The organism is Paenibacillus sp. JT22N7 (genome assembly GCF_059383875.1).
Window position 1 is genome coordinate 660,802 of sequence record NZ_JBXENY010000003.1, and the last position, 19,832, is coordinate 680,633.

The window sequence follows — 19,832 nt, forward strand, 5'->3', positions numbered from 1 at the left end:
ATTCGCACCACCCATTTGAGCAGAAAGAAGGCATGATGTTATGAACAACTTACAGTCCAAGGAGAAATCCATTCCGAACTGGCTTATGTTTCTTTTAGCCGCTGCTTGCGGTCTTATTGTAGCTAATCTTTATTATGCCCAGACGTTAATCGGGCCGATCAGTTCCTCCATCGGAATACCCTTAGGAGCAGCAGGACTAATTGTAACGCTAACTCAAGTAGGCTATGTGGTCGGTTTATTATTTATCGTCCCACTCAGTGATTTGATCGAAAACCGCCGATTGGTTACCGCCTCACTAGTTGTCGTCATTATCGCGCTAATCGGAACGATATTCGCCCCTAATACAGCCACCTTCCTCATCTCCGCTTTATTTATAGGAATAGGCTCGGTTGCTGCGCAAATTCTTGTCCCCTATGCCACTTTCCTTGCAGCGGATGAACAGCGCGGTCGTGTTGTAGGCAATGTAATGAGCGGTCTGCTGCTAGGCATTATGTTTGCTCGGCCATTAGCCAGCCTCATAACGGAATATTGGGGATGGCGGGCGGTATTTATTTTATCTGCTATCGTGATCATATTGCTCGCAATTGTTCTATCCCGTGCGCTTCCACAGCGGAAACCAACACCGTCCCTCCAATATGGGGCATTGATCCGTTCTTTAGGCTCGCTTTTGAAAGCAACGCCTATTTTGCGCCGCCGCGCCTTTTATCAAGCTTGTTTATTTGGCTCCTTTAGTTTGTTTTGGACCGTCATTCCACTGCGTTTAACCGAATATTTTCATTTGACGCAGCAAGGCATCGCTTTATTCGCTCTCGCTGGTGTAGCAGGAGCCGTAGCGGCGCCTATTGCCGGCAGATTGGCTGATCGTGGTTTGACTAAATTGCTGAGCGGCATCGCGATTGCCGTTTCTGCCCTTGCTTTTTTGACAGCCTATCTCGTCCGAGGGGATTCTTTCGCCGCTTTGACGTTACTGCTGGTTGCTGCTATCGTTTTGGATATGGGGGTGTCAGGAAATCTTGTGTTGGGCCAGCGCGTTATCTATTCGCTAGGCAGTGAGATGCGCGGACGCCTTAATGGCCTATTCATGGCTATTTTCTTCATCGGCGGAGCCGTGGGGTCTTTTTTGGGAGGATGGGCCTATGCTTATGGGGGATGGGCTTTAGCTTCCCTGATCGGTATCGCTCTGCCGGTACTTGCCTTTCTATATTACTTAACCGAGGCAAAGCAGCCATCAGGGAATGCATAAAACCTTCGTGCTTGGTAAAAAGAAATTTCTTACAGCGGAATTAAAAAATAAGGGGAAGCGCTGCTTGAACCAGTCTTGTATTGGCAAGTCCAGCGCTTCCTTTTTGTGGACCTATAACAACTCACCCTCCGGTGGATGCTATAGCAGTTCCCCTTCATAGGCGGTTACAGCTTTTTCTCATATAAATTTGCGCTCCAGCCCTCTGCATCGTATCTGCCGCATAAGCTCAAGCCTTGGCTAACATAAAAAGCGTTAAGCGACGGATTTTCCGCCATGCAATCAAGGCGCATCCAGGTTTTTCCACGCCCGCGAATATATGCTTCCGACCACGCAAGCACTTGACCGCCAAGACCTTGCCCTTTGAAACTGCGAGATACAGCCAGCCGATGCACATAACCGGCATCCGTATGAAAATGCTCTCCCCAGATCGGCTCGTAGCCCCACTCGACCGAAAAACAGCCCGCAAGCTCGCCCCGCAAGTAAGCGACGAACACTTCTTTTTCCCTAATGAATTTCTCTAAATATTCCATTGTAAAAGAATCCTCGCTCCACTGGCGCAAGCCTTTCGCCTCATATATCCAGCGGGCTGCTTCCTTGTATAAACGAAGCATCGCTTCCAGATCATCAGATGCGGCGCGTTTAATTTCAAGCTCGGCTTTCGATGCAGACACTGCCAAGTGGAGGCTGTTTTGTACTTTCTCTTCATGCCAATCATATTCAATAGTAGCTGCTGTTTGCTCAGCCCGCTCCTGACCGTGCAGCCTTGCCACGACATAAAGTGCAGCATCCATGCCAGCCGTCACTCCTGCGGACATGACGATTTTTCCGTTATCCACATAGCGCACGTTCTCAACAATCGTCACACTGGAAGGCGCAAGCTCACGCAGCAGATCAAGTGCCCGGCGATTCGTTGTAATCTGGAGTCCATCCAGCAAATTCGCTTTGGCCAGCAGCAGCGCACCTGTACATACAGATAAAATAAGTTCAGCATGCTGTGCCGTTTGGCGAATCCAGCTCGTAAGCTTCTCATTATGAATCTCCGTACGCGATCCCATGCCACCAGGAACGATTAATATATCAGGCATAGGACAATCGTCGAAGCTATGCGCTGGTGTAATCGCAATTCCGCTAAGCGTATGCAAAGCTTCCTTCGTCTCTCCAACCGTGTATACGTTAAAATCCCTATCCTTGCCGCTCGAGATGGCGAATATATCAAACGGACCAGCAAAATCAAGTGTATCCACTCTCTCATAAACTAACACCGCTACATTTCTCGTCTGCTTCAATTCGACCTCTCCTTAAAATAGAAAAGTATTTGGTCATTTGACCAAATACTTTGCCCAGGCGAACGGCTGCTATGACATATGCGCTCCACCGCAGTGCTCTGCGTTTTCGCCAGTTACGCATACCAAATAATTAATGCTAGTATAGCGGAAAGCCGTTATTTGTCAACAACTAATTCCGACTTTTTAAATCGGCATTGCATTACCTTCATGATCGACGAACATAAAGCGACCGTCCGGCGTGCGGCGCTGCTCCAATAGCTCAATAATGCCGCGCGCGCTGTGGCTCGCATCCAGCGGCGCTTCTCCACCGCCCATATCCGTCCGCATCCAGCCAGGATGAATACTGAGCACCTGAATGCCCCGCTTTTGCAAATATACATGAAGCTGCTGCGTGAACATATTGAGCGCTGTTTTGGATATCGCATAAGGATAATCGCCTGGATAAGCATGCGTGATGCTGCCCGCTTCAGAAGAAATATTAAAAATGGCAGCGTCCTTCTCCGTTAATAAAGGCAGCAAATGCTTCACGACACGCATAGGCCCATATACATTAATATCCATCGTCAGCGCAACTTCCTTAAAATCCAGCTGTTCGATGTGTGTATTTCGAGAATTGAGAATCGCTGCATTATTAATGATTGCTCCAAGGCTCACGTTCTGCTCCTTCAATTGTGAAGCGAGCGCTGCAATGCCTTCCTCATTCGTGACATCCAGCTCCACAATCGACAGCCGCTCACCATACTTCTCAGTAAGTGCCGATAGCTTTTCATTAGTCTCATTAGGTGATCGAACTCCCGCCACAACCGCATGTCCGCGCTCCAGCGCCTCACTCGTCAACTCGTAGCCAAGTCCTCGCCCTGCACCTGTAATTAAAATGTTCATGCTCCCAGCTCCCTCTATTTAATTTCTTTCCCGAAGGAAGCTTCCGCTTCCTTAAGCGACTGCTCCAATCTGCTACGCAGCTGCACCATCCACTCCGACTCATTGTCCCACGTTTCCGCTATCGCCCTCCTTACACGAGCGTAGCTGTACACGCTGTTAAAGCCTTGGCAGCCAGGCAACATCTCCTCATCGGAATCATAATGTATGAGACCAAAATGCTTATCAGAAACCGACCACGTCTGAAAATAGCTCCTTAGCTGCTGCACTTCAAAAAGCATTGCTGCTTTAACCAGCTCAGTCTCTTGCTTTAATGCAATCGCTTCCAGAACAATGAAGCCATTGTCCTTCAAATAGGCGCTAAATGCAAGCTCCGCTCACATATTTCCCTTATTTTTCTGACGAAAGAAAATATACGGGGATCACGATTTAAGCTTGACACGTTTCGTTTACACTTGTAAACTTTAAATATCGTTTACAAGTGTAAACGAATAAAATCAAGAAGGGTGAATACGATGCACGAGTCCCCACACATTACCGAGGCCGAAAGCGAAGTGATGAAGCTACTCTGGCAAAAGGAGCCTTTGTCCGCCAGTGAGATTATTTTCAAACTAACCCAACAAATGCATTGGTCGGATCAGACGATTAAGACCTTCCTGAATAGGCTTCACAAGAAAAAAGCGATTCGATTCGAAAAGTCCGGCCGGAACTACCTCTACTATCCGCTGGTTTCGCATGATGAATACTTAAAGGCCGAGAATCGTTCATTTCTGAATAGAGTTTATAAAGGAGCAGTAGGGATAATGTGCGCGAAATTTCTCGAAGAAGAGACACTATCGGATAAAGATATTGAGGAACTTCAACAAATTTTGGAGAACAAGAAGAAGCTATGAAGTATCTGGAAACGGTCTTTTCTCTTCTGTTCACTGCGTCAGCCGCATCGACGGTAATTCTATTAATATTACTCTTGATTCGGAAGCTGTTCCAAAAGCACCTTAAACCTAGAGTTATCCATATATTGTGGTTTCTTGTGTTAATTAAGCTGCTGGTTCCCATTGCTCCACAGAGTCAGTTAAGCTTGTTTAATGTGCTGCCGCAAACGTTCCCGCTGGAATGGAATTCAGATCAGAAGAGTAAGCAGCTCACTCCCTTTACTAAGATCGGTTCCAACTTGGAAATTCAATCCAATTATATGGATATAAAAAAGCAGCCTCCCGAGTTCATCACGAACCAAGCAGACGAAACAGGAACTTCAGTCGCCACACGTTCTTCTCAAGACCATATTCCAGAAAGCACAGATGGAATGACCTGGCTATCGATTGGCTCGCTGGTATGGCTTATAGGGCTTCTATGCTTGGGTGGATATTATCTGTTTAGCGCGCTGATTTTCAGAAAAACAGTCGGAAACTCAGTGAAAATTGAGGATGCTGAAGTACTCATGGCTCTTGAGGCATGCAAACAGAAGCTGAACATTAAAAAAAGAGTATACGTCTATGAAACTAGCCATCTTCGCAGCCCTTGTCTTTATGGTTTATGGAAGCCGCGGATTTATTTGCCCGAGGATATCAGCACGATCGCCGATTCAAACCAGCTAACGCATATCCTGATGCATGAACTCATTCACTACAAACGCAAGGACTTATGGTTCAACTCCCTGTGGGCTCTTTCCGTAGGGATGCATTGGTACAACCCTTTGGTGTGGCTTTCCGTAAGAAAGATGAAAGCCGATCAGGAGGTGGCCTGCGACGCTCGTGTTCTTGAAGCGCTGGGCGAGCGTGAAGCTTTGTCCTATGGCAGAACCTTACTTATGCTGTCGCGTTTATTTGCCCATCCCCCCTCTTCTCAGGTCAACCTATCGTATTTTGGGGACAACAAAAATGAAGCAAAACGGAGAATGATAATGATTACCAAGTTTAAAAAAGGTTCGTACAAGCTCTCGGCCGCCGCTATTCTCTTGGTTATTGTCTTGAGTGCCATCTTGCTCACCAATGCGTCGGATTCAGAGAATGGTACCGAGCTCGATATGGTTGCCCAAGCAGCAAACCCTAGTTTGGATCTATATCCTATATACAACGATTCATTCAGATGGTTTCATAGTCTCGATCGGGCACTCGATTTTCCGAAATATAACTTTAAAATACCGGATTATCTTCCTGAAGGTTATCAGTTCGAGAATGTATTATATTATAAAAATTTCACCAGCGCCAACGATGACGATCTTATTGATGTAGCATCCATTACTTTTGTATCTAACTTTGGCAAAAAAAACAAACAAATTATAGAAGTCAAAGCTTCTATGGGAAATGGCAATTTGTTGGAGCACAATCAATTACGGGGGGCGGCTCACTATCCCCAAAGTGCAAACGAGACTCCTCAGTACCGACAGGAAACTATGACGATCGGCGATGTCAAAGGCACTTTATTCACGGATAAGAGACGCGACAAACAAAGGCCAGAAACGGGCACAAGCTTCTACTGGCAGGATGACAATATATGGTACGCAATCGATTATTATAGCGAGTATTTTTCGCAAGAAGAGCTCGCAAAAATGGTGAAATCCTTTGTTTTACCGCAGAAAGTTCAGCATGTCCGCTACGACGGAGCTGGAAATTCGTTTCCCCTTTATGATGGAAAGGATTTGCTTGCGGCGGAAAACATTCTTGACTTTACGGTGAAAATTCCTTTGGAATTGCCGGGGCTTAAGCTGAGCGGTTCAATATTACTTAGGGCCGGCGATCAGAATACTGAGTATGCGTTTAAACAAGCGACCGACGCTCTATGGACGACCTATCGAGCATCGTACGATTCCTCAACCTATAATATAGAGGATACTTTCTCGCTTTATCAGAGCAAGGAGCCGCTTTTCGACACATCTAAGCTCACATTCACTCGGAAACTGGAGATTAATGGCGTCGAAATTTCGGCTTATAATGACCAGAACCAAATCTACGTATCACCCACCATGCCTTATTACTTGTGGAAGCAGGACAATATTTATTATACTGCCGTTTTCTCTGGTATGGACAAGTACCAAGAAGACAACCTGAAAGCTATGATTTCGGCTCCCGAGAAATAGACCCGAGGGCGAGAGGGGATGCTTCTGGATATCTGCTTTATTTTTAGGAAAGAATCGCTTCTCCTTCTAGCTTTACCGGCCTGTCTGGGCGGGGCTCCAACTGCTTGCGCCTTGCCGTAAAACCGGCAAATGCAATAAAGCATAGGCTGAACATAAGCAAATACAGCTTATTGACACCCCAATGTGAAATGACCACGCCGCCCAAGGCACTGCCGATAATTCCGCCAATGCCGGAAGTAAGCGCCACAAACAAGGTCTGATACGTCGCTTTCGCATAGCTCGGCGCATAGCGGTTAATCACCTCAACCGAGGCGCTTGCCATGAACGCAAAGGCTATGCCATCAAACAGCTGCACAGCAAGCACCAGTCCCACTTGAGTGGAGAAAGCCATAACGAGACATTTCACGCTGTAGCATAAGGCCGCCAGCATCATCATCGGAATTAAGCCAAAGCGTCTATGCAGCTTAACCGCAAGCCAGAACATCGGCACTTCAATAATGGCGGCAATGCTGTAAGCTGTTCCTATCCAGCCTTTATTAAAGCCTGCTTCCTTGAAGTAAATCGGGAGAAAGTTAAAATTAATTGCAATCGAAGTGGCGATGAGAAAGCTAAACAGCACGAAGGTTAAAAAGCTTTGATGCCGCAAGATTTGCGCAGTATGCTGCTTCAACGACACTTTAGCTCTCGTCACAGCCTTATTAAATCGCAAATGAACTCGCCATAAAACAGGAAAAGAGCCGGCCCCGGAGGCCAGCTCTTATATCCCGCGCAATATTAGATTCGTTCATACAAATGAATTAGGACGTGTAGTTTTTGCCTAAACCCAGCTCTGTCAACAGCTGGCGATAAGCGATAGAGGTACGGTCAGCCGGAATATGGGCCTCAGCTTGAAGATCAAGCGGCAAATCCTCAGGCGTCTGCGCTTCGACCATTTCGGCATCCTCTTGGAACACCTTTAAGTTAAAATCTATCGTATCTTGAATCGGAGCGTTCTTATCGAAATTACGCGATATTGGGCAGAAAAGTCTTGTATATCGGGCCGATACTGGAGATGCGCAGTTTAAAATATTCAATCTCCCCTCATCTGGAAAATAAACGGTGAGCGATGCAGCGAATGGCGGAAACACGCGGAATTCGCGCAGCCACATAAAGTCATCAGGAGCCGGATTCTCCTGTCCCTTGCCATAGTTGCTGACCGTGCTCCAATATTCCGCAAGCAGCTCCTGTCCTTCCCGCTTCACCTTATATTGCGGCACCTCGGTGTTGTTGCGGTCGCCGAACGTTTCCGTATGCACATATGCAAAATGAGATACGTCCAAGAAACCTTCCATTTGGCGGCCAGCAGAGCCGGCAATATCAAAGCTCGGCGGCAAAACGTTCAAGTAATCGGGATCTTCCCAGCCGGGGAACGGCGGAATATTTTCCTCCAAGGACATCAGTGACGTCCAGATCAAGCCGTAACGCTCTATGGCCGGATACGTGATGAGCTTTAGTTTAGGCGAGATGCGCGAATCGGGATGCGCAGGCACCGCCGTGCATTTGCCTTCGCAATTGTAGCGGAAACCGTGATACGGGCATACGATTTCGCCATTTTCAATCCAGCCCTTGCTGAGCGGGGCTCCGCGGTGAAAGCAAAGGTCACGGGCGACGACGACCCGGTCGCTGCTGCGGTAGCAGACAAGCTTCATATCCAGCAGGGTTACCGCCACCGGCTTATCTGCAATTTCGCTTGCAATCGCGATCGGATACCAATATTGCGCCAATACATGCCAATCCTCAGCAGAAAAGGTACAGTTCCGCGGCAGCTCGCTCTCTTCTCTTTTTTTAGCTGCCGTCCTTGTGTTTTGCTCCATAATCGTCATATTGTCCACCTCTTTATCGTAGTTAACCGCTTTGACTTAAGCGTATATGGGCTATGTTTGTCGCTTTTTGCATTTAAACCTGGCTAAGAATGCGCACCGGAACGTTCAAGTCTTCCTCCAGCTTGCGGTAATGCTCGCCTTTGGCAATGATCGCCTGCACGCCGACAAGCTTTACGCCCATCTCTTCCATCTGCACAGCAATCGAGCGGATCGTTGCACCGGAGCTGATTACATCATCAACGAGCAGAACACGATCACCTTTCTGAAAGTCGTCAAAGCAAATGCGATTTTCGTTGTATGCCGTTTCGCGCTTGGCCTCCAGATGAATATCTTTATACAAATCCGTGCTCAGCCTTAAAATGTTAATCGGCTTCAGCAGCTTATACGCCGCAAGCATCCCCCATGTGTGGCCTCCAGGCTCTGGCGATACGATATAATCGTAATTGTGAAAATGGTCCTCGATGCTCACCGCCAAATTATCGGTAATTTCATTGATAAGCTCTGGAGCGATATAGGTTCCCCGCTCGCCGAACGGATATAGTTTAAAGTCATAAAAGGTATCATTTCGTTTCTGAATTTTGACTGTTCTGGCATTAGCAATGGAATCGGAAAGTCTGGTGTTTGTGAGGCTCATATGCTTCTCTCCCTTAAATTTCTCTATTGTCGCCCTAAGTGTGAAACTTATAAGCTCTTATATTTCAAAAAACCCAGACTTAAGAGACTTCAGCTTCATTTCCCTGCTGCGATCAGCCCTAGGGCATCGCTAGACAGGAAAAATGCGTCGCTTTCAGTCTCTTGTAGCCTGGGGCAATTCACGGTTGCCTGTAGAAACGCCCATCCCTTATTAATGGGCTTATACAAGAATAACGCTTTTATAATTTAATGTTAACTTATCTAACATTAAAAGTTTTAATTATAATAGCACCACCCTTTCCCACTGTCAACAACGAATTCAGTGTCACTTTATCTATCATTAAAATACTAGAACTATTTTAGCAATAAAAAATAGCGGCAGCCTTGGACAAGTCAATACCGTCCTAGACTACCGCTATTTAAACATCTATCGCGCCTTGCGAGCTTTCGCGTTTGTATTTTTCATCTTACATCTCAAAGCATATATGGCTGAAGGTTCCCATTTCATATCCTCTGTAGATGATTTTGGGCTGTTCCACCCCAGACGAACTTCCTAAAGCATGAAGGATCGGAACGAAATGCTCCGCTCTCGGGACAGCCCGCTTGGCATGTGGCGCTAATGTTTCATATTGCAAAAATGCGGCTATGTCGCGTTGAACGATCTTATCCGCTATCCAATCATCAAATTCAACCGCCCACGCTTCAGGATACGCTTGATTCATTTTGATTTCATTAAAATTGTGGACGGTCGTTCCGCTGCCAATAACCAAAATATTTTCCTCGCCCAAGCCTTTAAGCGCTTCGCCTATTTGGAGCTGTTCATTCGCAGATAGAAAAGGGTTTACCGATATCGTCACAATTGGAATATTTGCCTCTGGATACATGTATCTTAGGAAAATCCAAGAGCCGTGATCTAATCCCCGTTCATCATCCCTATCAACCGTTATGCCATTTCGTCTAAAACGATCTTCTAATTTTGCAGCCAGCTCAGGCGAACCTGGGGCAGGATAAGTCAATTGATACAATTCATCCGGAAAGCCATAAAAATCATAGATCGTGTTTAATGTCCCCTCAGCGAACGAAATCGTCGTATTCCGCTCCTCCCAGTGGGCACTGAACAGCACGATCGCTTGCGGTTTATACTTTTTCCCAATATCGGATAAAAACCGGGTGTAATCCGATTCAGCCATCGCGGACAACGGTGAGCCGTGGCAAATAAAAAGGGATAGCAGCATGCTTTTTCGCCTCCTTATTGTCTGTTATTGGCAAGCAGCTTTATTTGGCCAAAAAGCACGATCAAAGCTAAAACCAGCAAAATCAATGGCATGCCTGCTACTTCAAAGCCTTGGCCTGCCTTTAAATGTGTAAATACAGCTCCAGCCATTACAACCGCTAATACTCCGCTAAAAATAGGAATCAGCTTATTTCTCCAATAACCAATCAATAACCCGACAGCCCCCAAAATCTCAACAATCCCCACAACGTACATGAACGCTGTGCCATATCCATAAATGTCATTAAAGGCTTCCACTTGGGTAGGATCTCCACTAACCTTCATAAACCCAAACATTAAAAATCCAAGCACTAGCAGTCCTTGCAATATTCGCACAAGCCATTTCACTGTAATGATTCCTCCTTGAGTATGTTTAAATCATAGATGTATAATAAGCTCTAGAGTTATTTATTAGAAGTAGGAACTTTAATTAAACCTAGTATACAAAAAGATACCATAGGAAACGAAAGGGGAAAACGATCAAATGCCTGAGGAATGCAAAGTGGAAACGGCTTTAGAAATTTTAGTTGGCAAATGGAAGCCTATTATTTTATATCAGCTTTTTTCGCAAGGTACGATGAGATTCAGCGAATTGCAAAAATCATTGCCGGACATCACCAAAAAAATGCTTACCTCCCAATTGCGGGAATTAGAATATCATGACATCGTTCATCGTGAAATTTATTTGCAAATCCCCCCTAAGGTCGAATACTCCATTACGGAATACGGCATGAGAATGGCGCCTTTATTGCAGGCCATGAATGAATGGGGAATGTCTCATATTGAGCATCTCAATGAGCTATATGGAGAGGAAAGCAAGTCAAACGATCTGTAAGTGTAAACAAACAACCGACCTTTGAGGTCGGTTGTTTGTTTCGTCCGGTTAATTCAGATACGTACCGCCATTTAAATTGATCGCTTCGCCGGTAATAAAATCAGACATGGACGAAGCGAGGAATAATACGGCAATGCAGCCCGGCAAAAGTATAAGGTGCTGTTTAAATTGACATCCATTACCTCCTGCCAGTCATCAATCCCCATCTCAATCATAGAGCTGCGGTTATTGATGCCAGCATTATTGACGAGATTGTCAATTTTGCCGAAATGACTTACGGCTGCCTCAATAACACAGCTTGCTACCCTCTGTCTTATGCCATATTTCATAGCAGCTCTGATTCGTTTGCCTTTATTCCGCAATATAAGGCTCAGTTAGAACAACGTATTTAATCGCTTGCCGGAAATAAGTGTAAGCGATATGAAGCTTGCCATCCTTCGATTGCTTTATCGTCGGATACGAATATTCACGATTTAGACGCTCCTTGGAATTGTTCGTCATCGCATACCCATCGCCCACTTCAATATTGCGTTTAATCGGCCAAGTCAAGCCATTATCCTTGGAAATTGCCAGCGTCATTGGCGCACGAGGTGCGCCCCAAAATGCTTGCCGTTCCTCGCCGGAAGGAATCTCTGTCAGGATAGGCGCTGCAGCCTCCAGTTCATCCGCTTCCTCGTCTTCTATTTCATCGTACAGCGAAGCACGGCGCTCCATTGAATCACTTGCGCTTTTATGATTGTATACTAGCGCCAAATCGCCATTCGCAAGCTTCGTGAATTGAATGGAGGAATTGTTGTTAGGCAGCGATGTCGGCACAGGCTCGCTCCACGTTCTGCCGTGATCTGCCGAAGCGCTTCTATAAATATAATCCGCCCAGCGGCTGCGATAGAGCGCAAGAAGCGTGCCATCATCCAGCTTCTCGATATTCATATGCACGCAGCCAACACTGCCCGGCACCGTTACTTCCTCCCATGTTTTCCCTTGATCGGACGAAATTTTCACGGCGCTCACATCTTTGTTCCCTGTCCATTTCTCGCCCGGATTCGTGCAGCAGTACCAGATCGGCAGCAGCCAATCGCCATTGTCCAACACCGTAATTGGCTGTCTGATAAAGATGCCTGGCGTATCGAACAGCGTATCAATGTCGCTCCACGTATAGCCATTATCGTCCGATATGCGGCGTCTAATGATCGCCGTATCCTGATTGCCAGATTTTTGCGCGGTATAGAGCAGCCACAGCTTGCCGTCTGGGAGGGAAAACAATACCGGGTTTTGCTCTGAGCGTGTCGGATCATCCGATAGCTTGACCGGCTCCGTCCAAGCCATTGCTCCTTTATTTAGTCGGGACAAATAAATGGAGATGTCCGGAATGCCTTCCTGTGTTCCTGCAAACCAGACGCAGAGCACATCGCCATTATCTAAAATATGAAGAAAGGAAGCATGATTTTGCACCTGATGGGATGGAATATAAGCATCGGAGCGATACGGTTCTCTCGGTGTTGCTGTCATTTCATGGTAGAAAGCAGAATGTTGTTCACTCATTGGCAATAACCCTCCTAAAAGCAATATAAGCTCGAATTCATGTAAGCTTATTTATTCGACCCAGCTGCAGCTTTGCTGATCCAGCGGTCAATAACCACAACAATGTAAGGCGCGACGACTGCAATATACATATTATCAATGCCGAATGGACCATCCAGTAAATACCATACCATTGTGCCTAGTGTTGTAGATAAAGCTACAGTGGAAACCCCGACAAAAATTGAAGCGACCAGCGATGTAGCGACAATGGCACTGAGAATCGGGTGTATATGCTGCATAAACACCGGGAACGCATAAAGCGGATCTATATCCGGGTACAAATAGCGCGCGCAAACGCCGATGATCGCTACAGCAACAGCAAGCAGCAGAAACAGCAGTCCAGCATAAATCGTAGCGCGTTTAGCCGCCTTCGCATCTTTTGTGGAAGTAATGGCCTGGATAATGAACTATGTGGAGAAAAGCGCAATAAAGGCTGTCAGCGAAATTCAGCTTCGGATACCATCATTATGCAGGATAACGCTTACATTTCAACTCGAAGGGGACCGAACGAAGCCGATCATCCCTTCTCTCAAACTCATTGGCAAGGGCCGCGCTTATTTCGGCGACAGCTCGACAGCAGATGCAAGGGCGGCAAGCATGCTTCTCTCATCGGCTATATTTTTCCCTGCGATATCAAAGGCCGTGCCGTGATCCACAGAAGTGCGGATAAATCCGCCTTTTAAGCCAACCGTAATGTTGACGCCTTCCTCCAGCCCAAGCACTTTGATTGGCACATGGCCTTGATCATGGTAGCAGGCAATGACGATATCAAAGTCTCCGCGCACCGCCCGGTAAAACAGCGTATCGGCCGGATAAGGACCGCTTGCGTTAATGCCCTCTTCAATCGCTTGACGAATGCCGGGAATAAGCTTTTCTTCCTCTTCCCCTTCACCAAACAAGCCATTCTCCCCCGCATGCGGATTTATGCCGCATACCGCAATCCGCGGACGGTCATAACCCGCTCTAGTCAACGTAGCATGAGCGAGGCGAAGAACGGTGAGCGTTCTCTCTGGCGTTATATTGTCAATCGCTTTTCTCAGCCCGACATGCGTCGTGAGATGAATCACCTTCAGCTTCGGCGACGATAGCATCATCGAATAATTTTGCGTATCGGTCAGCTCGGCGAAAATTTCCGTATGCCCCGGGTACAAATGTCCGCCCTTGTGCAGCGCTTCTTTATTCAATGGAGCGGTACATACGCCTTGCAGCTCGCCGGCCTGCGCCAGCTCAACCGCTTTTTGAATAAACTGGAATGCAGCATCACCCGCAACCGCCGATACTTCGCCCTGCTTTAAATCCGCTGGCAGCAAATTTAGATCAAAGCAGTCAATGACGCCTGGCTTAAATTCGCATTCCGCTGTGCTGCTTACCGTGTGAACCGTAAATGCTGCACCGGTTTGTTCGATAGCCCTCTGCATGCTCTTCGCATCACCGATTACGACTGGGCGGCATTTATTCAGCACTTCCTCATGCTGCAGCGCCTTCACAATAATTTCCGGACCGACGCCAGCGGCATCCCCCATTGTAATACCGATAATCGGCTTGCTCATGTCCATTCGCCTCCATGCAATTTTTTGATGACATGCTCCATCGTTCGATCTGAACCAAAATTTCCAGCCTTCGTCACCATATAAAGGCCGCGAGCTTCATATTTGCCTAGCAGCACGCCCGGCTCCAGCTCCTCCATAAGCTCGACCGCCGTTATGCCAAGCTGCTCCAACACCTGATAAGCGGTATCGCCGCCTGTCAAAAACAGCTTATGGATTGCTAGCTTGTCGAAAAGCTTAACGGTTATGCTGCCAAGAGCGGCAGAAATGGCATCGCTAATTTGGATCGGTGTCATGCCTAGCCATTGGCCTGCCGCTTGTGTGTCGGCGATATTGTCTGAGGCGACGATAACGGTATCGCGACCGTCTGCCAAAGCACGATTCGCCTCGTCGATGACGCGATCCAATTCCCCCTGCTTACCAGCCTCGTCAGCGAGCAGCTTCTCGGAACGGGCAATGATTTGCACTGCCAGATTCTGATTCATTAAATTGCGCAGCTGCTCGCGCCCCATCTTGCTCACGCTGCCTACGACGAGCAGAACGGGATCATAACTAACTGGCAGCGGAATATGCAGCGGCTTGTCATTTTCAGCCACAGCATATGCTTTCGGAAGATGGTTCATCAGGCCAGCTGAGCCAACCCAGACAAATTTATAGGACAGCTGCGCCAATGCATTCGCCAGCCTCTCCAAATCCCCCTCTGTAACTGAATCTGCGACAATATAGGTCATATTTTGTATTTTGCATGCTTTAAGCCTGTCAGCTAGATGCGCCTTTCCTTGGTCAATATCTGATACGGAAAGATGGGCAACTGCCCGTCCCGTCTGGCTAGCTACCAGCTCTACCACATCGGACTGGAGCACCGACGTCTTCGGATCACGGCTTACCTCGGTCTCATGCAGCAGCTTGCCATTCAAATGATGAACACGTTCAATAATTTGCCGACCGTTCTGCGGATAACCTGGGGCGATAATCGTAAAGTCCGGCTGAATGACATCGGACATCGCATTTAGCTCAGCACCGATATTTCCACGAAGCGTGCTATCTATTTTTTTATAAATCAGGTCAAAGGGCTGCTCATTAATATATTGGCTAATCTGTTTGACGATTGACGAAGCTTCATTCGCAGGCAAGGAGCGGCTTACCGTGTTGAATACAACAGCATCATAATGCGGCTCCTCCGCCATAACCGGATTAATTCGAACCGATACGCGCATGCCATAACGCACCAGCTGCCCTCCGCAATCGCATGCGCCCGTCAAATCGTCGGCGACAATCGCAATTTTCACGGTAATCCTCCCTTATTTCACAATCAGGCTGCGATAAATCATTTTCATATCGTCCAGGCTTAGCACCTTCGGGTTGTTGTTTAACAGTCTCGTAACCTGCGAAGCAGCTTGCGCTAAGGCCTCGACATTTTCCTCCTGTACGCCATAGGCGGTTAAATCCTGCGGTATTTCCAGCTTCTCTGTCCACTCGCGAATTTTCTCGATGACACGGTATGCTGCTGCCTCTGGCAAAAGCCCTTCTGTCTCAATGCCCATTGGCCCAGCAACGAGATGGAGCCGATCTACACAATGATCCATATTAAACGCCATCACACCAGGCAGCAGCATCGAATTGGCGACGCCATGAGGAATGCCATATTTGCCGCCAAGCGGATAAGCGAGCGCATGAACCGCCGCCGTTCCCGCTGCCGTAAGCGCCATTCCGCCATACGTTGAACCAAGCAGCATTTTCTCACGCGCCTCTAGTGACGAACCATTCTCGTAAGCTTCAATAATGCTTGAAGATATGAGACGGATGGACTCCAAAGCGAACATGTCACTGAAATAATTAGCTTTGTTCGAAATAAAAGATTCCAGCGCATGCGTGAACGCATCCATGCCTGTTGCAGCCGTTATCGGCTTCGGCAGCTCCAGCGTCAGAACCGGATCAAGAATAACAAGCTTCGGCAGCAGATAAGGGCTGACAATTCCGATTTTCAGCTCCTGATCAGGGAAAGTAACGATCGCATTCGGCGTCACTTCTGAGCCCGTGCCAGATGTCGTCGGGATCAATACGGTGGCCACTCCTGACTTAGCCACTACATTTGTGCCAAGCATGTCAGCGATTTTTTGCTCATTCGTCATCAGCACCGATAAAATTTTAGCCGCGTCCAGCACGCTGCCGCCGCCAAGGCCGATGATGATTTCATAGTGATTACCGTGATATGCCGCGAACGTTTCTTCTATGTTTTGCACCGTCGGCTCTGGTAAAATCGCTGTGCATACGTCAAAGGCGATGCCTTGCTCCGTTAACTGCTGCTCGATGACGCCAGAGTAGCCCTTGCGCTGAACCGTTGGCTGCGTAACAATCAAGGCGCGCTGAATGCGAGGATGAACAGCAGGCAAATGCTCCTTCAGCTGCGACAAGGTGTTCGCACCGGCAATGATACGGTCTGCTGTCTGAAAGTGATAAACATTCAGCATTCGTTATCCCTCCTGATTCGTTTTATAAAATTGAACGGCTGCTTCAATCTGCTTGAACGCTTCGCCTGTCGGCTCTTGAATCGGCGCTCTGGCAGGGCCGACCGGAACACCAGCTTTCCAGTTGTTATAAATCGCAACAACCGTTTCCGGGAGCAAATTCGCCGTTGCAGCGACAGCACCACTACCGCCAGCTTGAAGCGTTTTCAAAATAAGCGAGTCAGTACCCGCAATAACGGAAAAATGCTCGCCGCGTGTATGCGCTATATATTGCTCAATGTTGCTAAAATCCCCACTACTATCCTTAATGCCGGCGATATTCGGCAGTTTAGCCAAACGCCCCACCGTCTCAGGCGCAAGGGAAAATCCTGTTTGCGACGGGATATTGTACAGCACGACCAGAAGCGATACAGCCTCCGCTACTTTACGGTAATGCTCTTCAGCTTCCTCCTGCGTTGGCGGAATAAAATATGGCGTTATAACCGACAGCGCATCGACACCAAGCTTCTCCATCGCTTGCGAAAGCTCAATGACCTCGCGTGTGCTGTTTCCACCGCTGCCCACCATGACTGATACACGGCCTGCCGTTTCCTCGACAACGATTTTGGTTATGTTTAATTTTTCCTCGCGGGACAGAACATGAAATTCCCCATTCGATCCTAATGCGAAGATACCGTTCACTTTTGCAACAATCAATCGATTGACAAGCTGTTTTAATGCAGCCTCATTTACCTCTTCATCTTTTGTAAAAGGAGTCAATAATGCGGGATAAATTCCCTCAATTGCTAGTGGCATCTCGTGGCATCTCGTGGCATCTCGTATCCTCCCAAACTTTTCATCCGTATAATGCGAAGCGTTTACATTAGTGAGTGTAAATCAATATGACCTTTTTAGCAACAGTTATTTTAATAAACTCAGAAAATTCGACTAATTAGTTGCATTTTAAAACACTTTTATGATAGGAAAATAGTTTGAACGTATTTTTTCGCATCACTTAGTTTTAGGCAGCGTAAAAAAGAGCATTCTCATTTGCGAGAATGCTCTTTAATGACGCAGCTTATATTTTAATAAACATACATTCAGCTGCTCAGGTTAGTTACATCCGTTAAAAGTCTTATCTTACTATTTCTCCGATACCATTTGGCGAATGCGTTCGCCAGCCTCTTCGATCGTGATGAGCTCTTTCTGATTGCCCTTGCGCTGAACAAATTCAACTTTCCCCTGCTCCGCGTCTTTGCCAATAACCACTCGCAGTGGAATGCCGATCAGATCCGAATCCTTGAATTTTATGCCTGGCCGCTCTTCCCGGTCATCAAGCAATACTTCCACCCCGCTGCTTTGCAGCTCATTGTAAAGCTGCTGGGCTACCTTCATATGCGTTTCATCCTTCACGGATATCGGAATCAGATGTACGTGGTACGGAGCAAGTGCCAGCGGCCATACTATTCCTGCCGCATCATGATGCTGTTCTATCGCAGCGGATAACATGCGCGATACGCCAATCCCGTAGCAGCCCATAATCATCGGCATGCTTTTGCCTGCTTGATCGAGAAAAACAGCGGCAAGCTTTTCGCTGTATTTGGTGCCCAGCTTGAACACATGCCCCACTTCAATGCCGCGGAAAAATTGCAGCTTCCCTTCGACACAGCGCGGACAGCCGTCTCCTTCGGCCGCGCTCCGGAAGTCGCCAATATGCTGGGGAGCGAAATCCCGCGCAGGAACGATGTGACGATGGTGGTAGTCCCGTTCATTCGCCCCGGCGATGGCAGCCGTCATTTTCATAACCGCATCATCAATGAGCAATGGAAGATCGAGACCGATCGGGCCAATAAAACCTACAGGCGCTCCTGTCAGCCGCTGAATGGTATCGGCATCGGCAATAGCTGCGTTTTCGGCGTCAAGCGCATTTTTCACTTTAATATCGTTCATTTCATGATCGCCTCGAATGAGAACGGCAACTAAGCGGTCATCGACGAGACAAATTAGGGTCTTGATGATATCAGCTGCTTTAACGTCCAATTGTTGAACCAATTCATCAATCGTCTTCATATTAGGGGTATGAAATTTTTCCACTGGCTGCTCGCTATTCATAGTCTCGGCCTCTTGCTTCGCCTCAAACGACGCGGCCGCCGACTCCGCCTTTTCTAAATTGGCAGCATAAGCGCAGCTGTCGCACACCGCAATCGTATCTTCGCCAATATCCGCAAGCGCCATAAACTCATGCGTGCCGCCTTCTCCTCCGATGGCTCCAGCATCCGCCTCCACTGCACGGAAATTAACGCCGCAACGATTGAAAATTCGTTCATAAGCACGGTACATTTTCCAATAGGAAGCGTCCAGTCCCTCCCAATCGGTATCAAAGGAATAAGCATCCTTCATTAGAAATTCCCGGCTGCGCAGCAGGCCGAAGCGCGGACGCCGCTCATCCCGGAACTTCGTCTGAATTTGATACAAGGTGACGGGCAGCCTCCGGTAAGAGCTGATTTCGTTGCTTACTAAGGAAGTAATAACCTCCTCATGTGTTGGTCCTAATACAAATTCACGCTCGTGGCGGTCCTTCAATCGAGTCAGCTCTGGGCCGTAGGCGGTGTAGCGCCCGGATTTCTGCCATAAATCAGCCGGCTGCATCGCAGGCATAAGCAGCTCCTGAGCTTCTTCCCTGTCCATTTCCTCCCGCACAATCGTCTCTACTTTGCGCAGCACGCGCCTTCCAAGCGGCAAATATGTATAAATTCCCGCAGCAAGCTGGCGAATGTATCCGGCGCGCAGCATCAGCTGATGGCTCATCACCTCGGCGTCCGCAGGTGAATCTCGTAAAGTATGAAGCAATAATTGACTTTGGCGCATGAGCCGCACTCCCCTTTTTTCGACCATCATTTAGTATGAAAAAACAAAAAAGACACATCGTCAGGGACGAATGTGTCGTGATACCACCCTAGTTTGACCACAAAGCCAACAGCAAGCCTGGCGATCCTCAAACATGATAACGGCATGTACCGGCAACGGTTGAATTCCCGTCACAGCTCGCAAGGCAGGAGAAGGCTCGTTCGCAGCGAGAAACCTTGCAGCCGGTGGGTTTCTTCTCTGGACAGCGAAGCTGGAGCGCTTCTTTCTTGGTCAACGCTATTGCATGATGTTTATGATAAAAG

General features: G+C 47.6%; 19 protein-coding genes, 1 pseudogene and 2 riboswitches. Of the genes and pseudogenes, 4 read left to right on the forward strand and 16 right to left on the reverse strand.

The window, feature by feature from the left end:
• Window positions 1-40 precede the first annotated feature (40 nt).
• Entirely contained in the window at window positions 41-1,243 is a 1,203-nt protein-coding gene (locus AC50Y5_RS11315) for an MFS transporter (RefSeq protein WP_056035622.1), read from the forward strand.
• Window positions 1,244-1,407: 164 nt separating this feature from the next.
• On the opposite strand, the gene AC50Y5_RS11320 is transcribed toward AC50Y5_RS11315, so the two are convergent.
• From AC50Y5_RS11320 to AC50Y5_RS11330, 3 genes are all read right to left on the reverse strand, one after another.
• Window positions 1,408-2,529, reverse strand: a complete 1,122-nt coding sequence (locus AC50Y5_RS11320) for a GNAT family N-acetyltransferase (protein WP_063892563.1) — start codon at window positions 2,527-2,529, stop codon at window positions 1,408-1,410.
• 45 nt (window positions 2,530-2,574) lie between these two features.
• A riboswitch (ZMP/ZTP riboswitch) is annotated at window positions 2,575-2,656 on the reverse strand.
• 56 nt (window positions 2,657-2,712) lie between these two features.
• Window positions 2,713-3,411 (reverse strand): SDR family oxidoreductase, encoded by a 699-nt coding sequence (locus AC50Y5_RS11325; protein ID WP_494860590.1) that lies wholly within the window; start codon window positions 3,409-3,411, stop codon window positions 2,713-2,715.
• A gap of 14 nt (window positions 3,412-3,425) precedes the next feature.
• Complete coding sequence (locus AC50Y5_RS11330) at window positions 3,426-3,761, reverse strand: hypothetical protein (protein WP_494860592.1); 336 nt, start codon at window positions 3,759-3,761, stop codon at window positions 3,426-3,428.
• A gap of 162 nt (window positions 3,762-3,923) precedes the next feature.
• Here AC50Y5_RS11330 and AC50Y5_RS11335 point away from each other — a divergent pair, with 162 nt between their 5' ends.
• Window positions 3,924-4,301 carry a BlaI/MecI/CopY family transcriptional regulator gene (locus tag AC50Y5_RS11335; protein ID WP_056035614.1) on the forward strand — a complete coding sequence of 126 codons (378 nt, stop codon included), beginning with the start codon at window positions 3,924-3,926 and terminating at the stop codon, window positions 4,299-4,301.
• Entirely contained in the window at window positions 4,298-6,484 is a 2,187-nt protein-coding gene (locus AC50Y5_RS11340; protein WP_494860594.1) for a M56 family metallopeptidase, read from the forward strand. The genes AC50Y5_RS11335 and AC50Y5_RS11340 overlap by 4 nt, the downstream gene beginning before the upstream one ends.
• A 43-nt stretch (window positions 6,485-6,527) precedes the next feature.
• Here AC50Y5_RS11340 and AC50Y5_RS11345 read toward each other — a convergent pair whose 3' ends face one another.
• From AC50Y5_RS11345 to AC50Y5_RS11365, 5 genes are all read right to left on the reverse strand, one after another.
• On the reverse strand, window positions 6,528-7,175 hold the full coding sequence (locus AC50Y5_RS11345; protein ID WP_494860735.1) for an MFS transporter: 648 nt from the start codon (window positions 7,173-7,175) through the stop codon (window positions 6,528-6,530).
• Between the two features lie 106 nt (window positions 7,176-7,281).
• On the reverse strand, window positions 7,282-8,337 hold the full coding sequence (locus AC50Y5_RS11350) for a Rieske 2Fe-2S domain-containing protein (RefSeq protein ID WP_494860737.1): 1,056 nt from the start codon (window positions 8,335-8,337) through the stop codon (window positions 7,282-7,284).
• A gap of 82 nt (window positions 8,338-8,419) precedes the next feature.
• The gene (locus AC50Y5_RS11355) at window positions 8,420-8,980 is read right to left on the reverse strand and encodes a phosphoribosyltransferase (RefSeq protein WP_494860596.1); all 561 of its coding nucleotides are present in this window, start codon (window positions 8,978-8,980) and stop codon (window positions 8,420-8,422) included.
• A gap of 144 nt (window positions 8,981-9,124) precedes the next feature.
• Window positions 9,125-9,227, reverse strand: a riboswitch (purine riboswitch).
• 219 nt (window positions 9,228-9,446) lie between these two features.
• A complete protein-coding gene (locus AC50Y5_RS11360; RefSeq protein ID WP_494860598.1) occupies window positions 9,447-10,214 on the reverse strand; it encodes a DODA-type extradiol aromatic ring-opening family dioxygenase in 768 nt (255 codons plus the stop codon).
• A 14-nt stretch (window positions 10,215-10,228) separates the two neighbouring features.
• Window positions 10,229-10,600 carry a DoxX family protein gene (locus tag AC50Y5_RS11365; RefSeq protein WP_056035594.1) on the reverse strand — a complete coding sequence of 124 codons (372 nt, stop codon included), beginning with the start codon at window positions 10,598-10,600 and terminating at the stop codon, window positions 10,229-10,231.
• A 136-nt stretch (window positions 10,601-10,736) separates the two neighbouring features.
• On the opposite strand from AC50Y5_RS11365, the gene AC50Y5_RS11370 reads away from it, so the two are divergent.
• On the forward strand, window positions 10,737-11,087 hold the full coding sequence (locus tag AC50Y5_RS11370) for a winged helix-turn-helix transcriptional regulator (RefSeq protein ID WP_056035591.1): 351 nt from the start codon (window positions 10,737-10,739) through the stop codon (window positions 11,085-11,087).
• A gap of 71 nt (window positions 11,088-11,158) precedes the next feature.
• Here AC50Y5_RS11370 and AC50Y5_RS11375 read toward each other — a convergent pair whose 3' ends face one another.
• The 8 genes and pseudogenes from AC50Y5_RS11375 to AC50Y5_RS11410 form a co-directional block, all read right to left on the reverse strand.
• On the reverse strand, window positions 11,159-11,416 hold the full coding sequence (locus tag AC50Y5_RS11375; protein ID WP_235533161.1) for an SDR family NAD(P)-dependent oxidoreductase: 258 nt from the start codon (window positions 11,414-11,416) through the stop codon (window positions 11,159-11,161).
• A 22-nt stretch (window positions 11,417-11,438) separates the two neighbouring features.
• A complete protein-coding gene (locus AC50Y5_RS11380) occupies window positions 11,439-12,629 on the reverse strand; it encodes a sialidase family protein (RefSeq protein ID WP_494860605.1) in 1,191 nt (396 codons plus the stop codon).
• A gap of 47 nt (window positions 12,630-12,676) precedes the next feature.
• Window positions 12,677-13,075 (reverse strand): annotated as a pseudogene (locus AC50Y5_RS11385) (sodium:solute symporter family protein); the annotation flags it as partial.
• Window positions 13,076-13,222: 147 nt separating this feature from the next.
• Window positions 13,223-14,218: a 4-hydroxythreonine-4-phosphate dehydrogenase PdxA gene (gene pdxA, locus AC50Y5_RS11390; protein ID WP_056035579.1), complete on the reverse strand. Its 996-nt coding sequence runs from the start codon at window positions 14,216-14,218 to the stop codon at window positions 13,223-13,225.
• Complete coding sequence (locus tag AC50Y5_RS11395) at window positions 14,215-15,504, reverse strand: four-carbon acid sugar kinase family protein (protein WP_494860607.1); 1,290 nt, start codon at window positions 15,502-15,504, stop codon at window positions 14,215-14,217. Before AC50Y5_RS11395 ends, pdxA begins: the two co-directional genes overlap by 4 nt.
• 12 nt (window positions 15,505-15,516) lie before the next feature.
• Window positions 15,517-16,686: an iron-containing alcohol dehydrogenase gene (locus AC50Y5_RS11400; RefSeq protein ID WP_494860609.1), complete on the reverse strand. Its 1,170-nt coding sequence runs from the start codon at window positions 16,684-16,686 to the stop codon at window positions 15,517-15,519.
• 3 nt (window positions 16,687-16,689) lie between these two features.
• Window positions 16,690-17,478, reverse strand: coding sequence for a 4-hydroxy-tetrahydrodipicolinate synthase (gene dapA, locus AC50Y5_RS11405; RefSeq protein WP_494860610.1), 789 nt, complete (start codon window positions 17,476-17,478; stop codon window positions 16,690-16,692).
• 327 nt (window positions 17,479-17,805) lie between these two features.
• Window positions 17,806-19,530: a proline--tRNA ligase gene (locus tag AC50Y5_RS11410; RefSeq protein ID WP_494860612.1), complete on the reverse strand. Its 1,725-nt coding sequence runs from the start codon at window positions 19,528-19,530 to the stop codon at window positions 17,806-17,808.
• Window positions 19,531-19,832 lie beyond the last annotated feature (302 nt).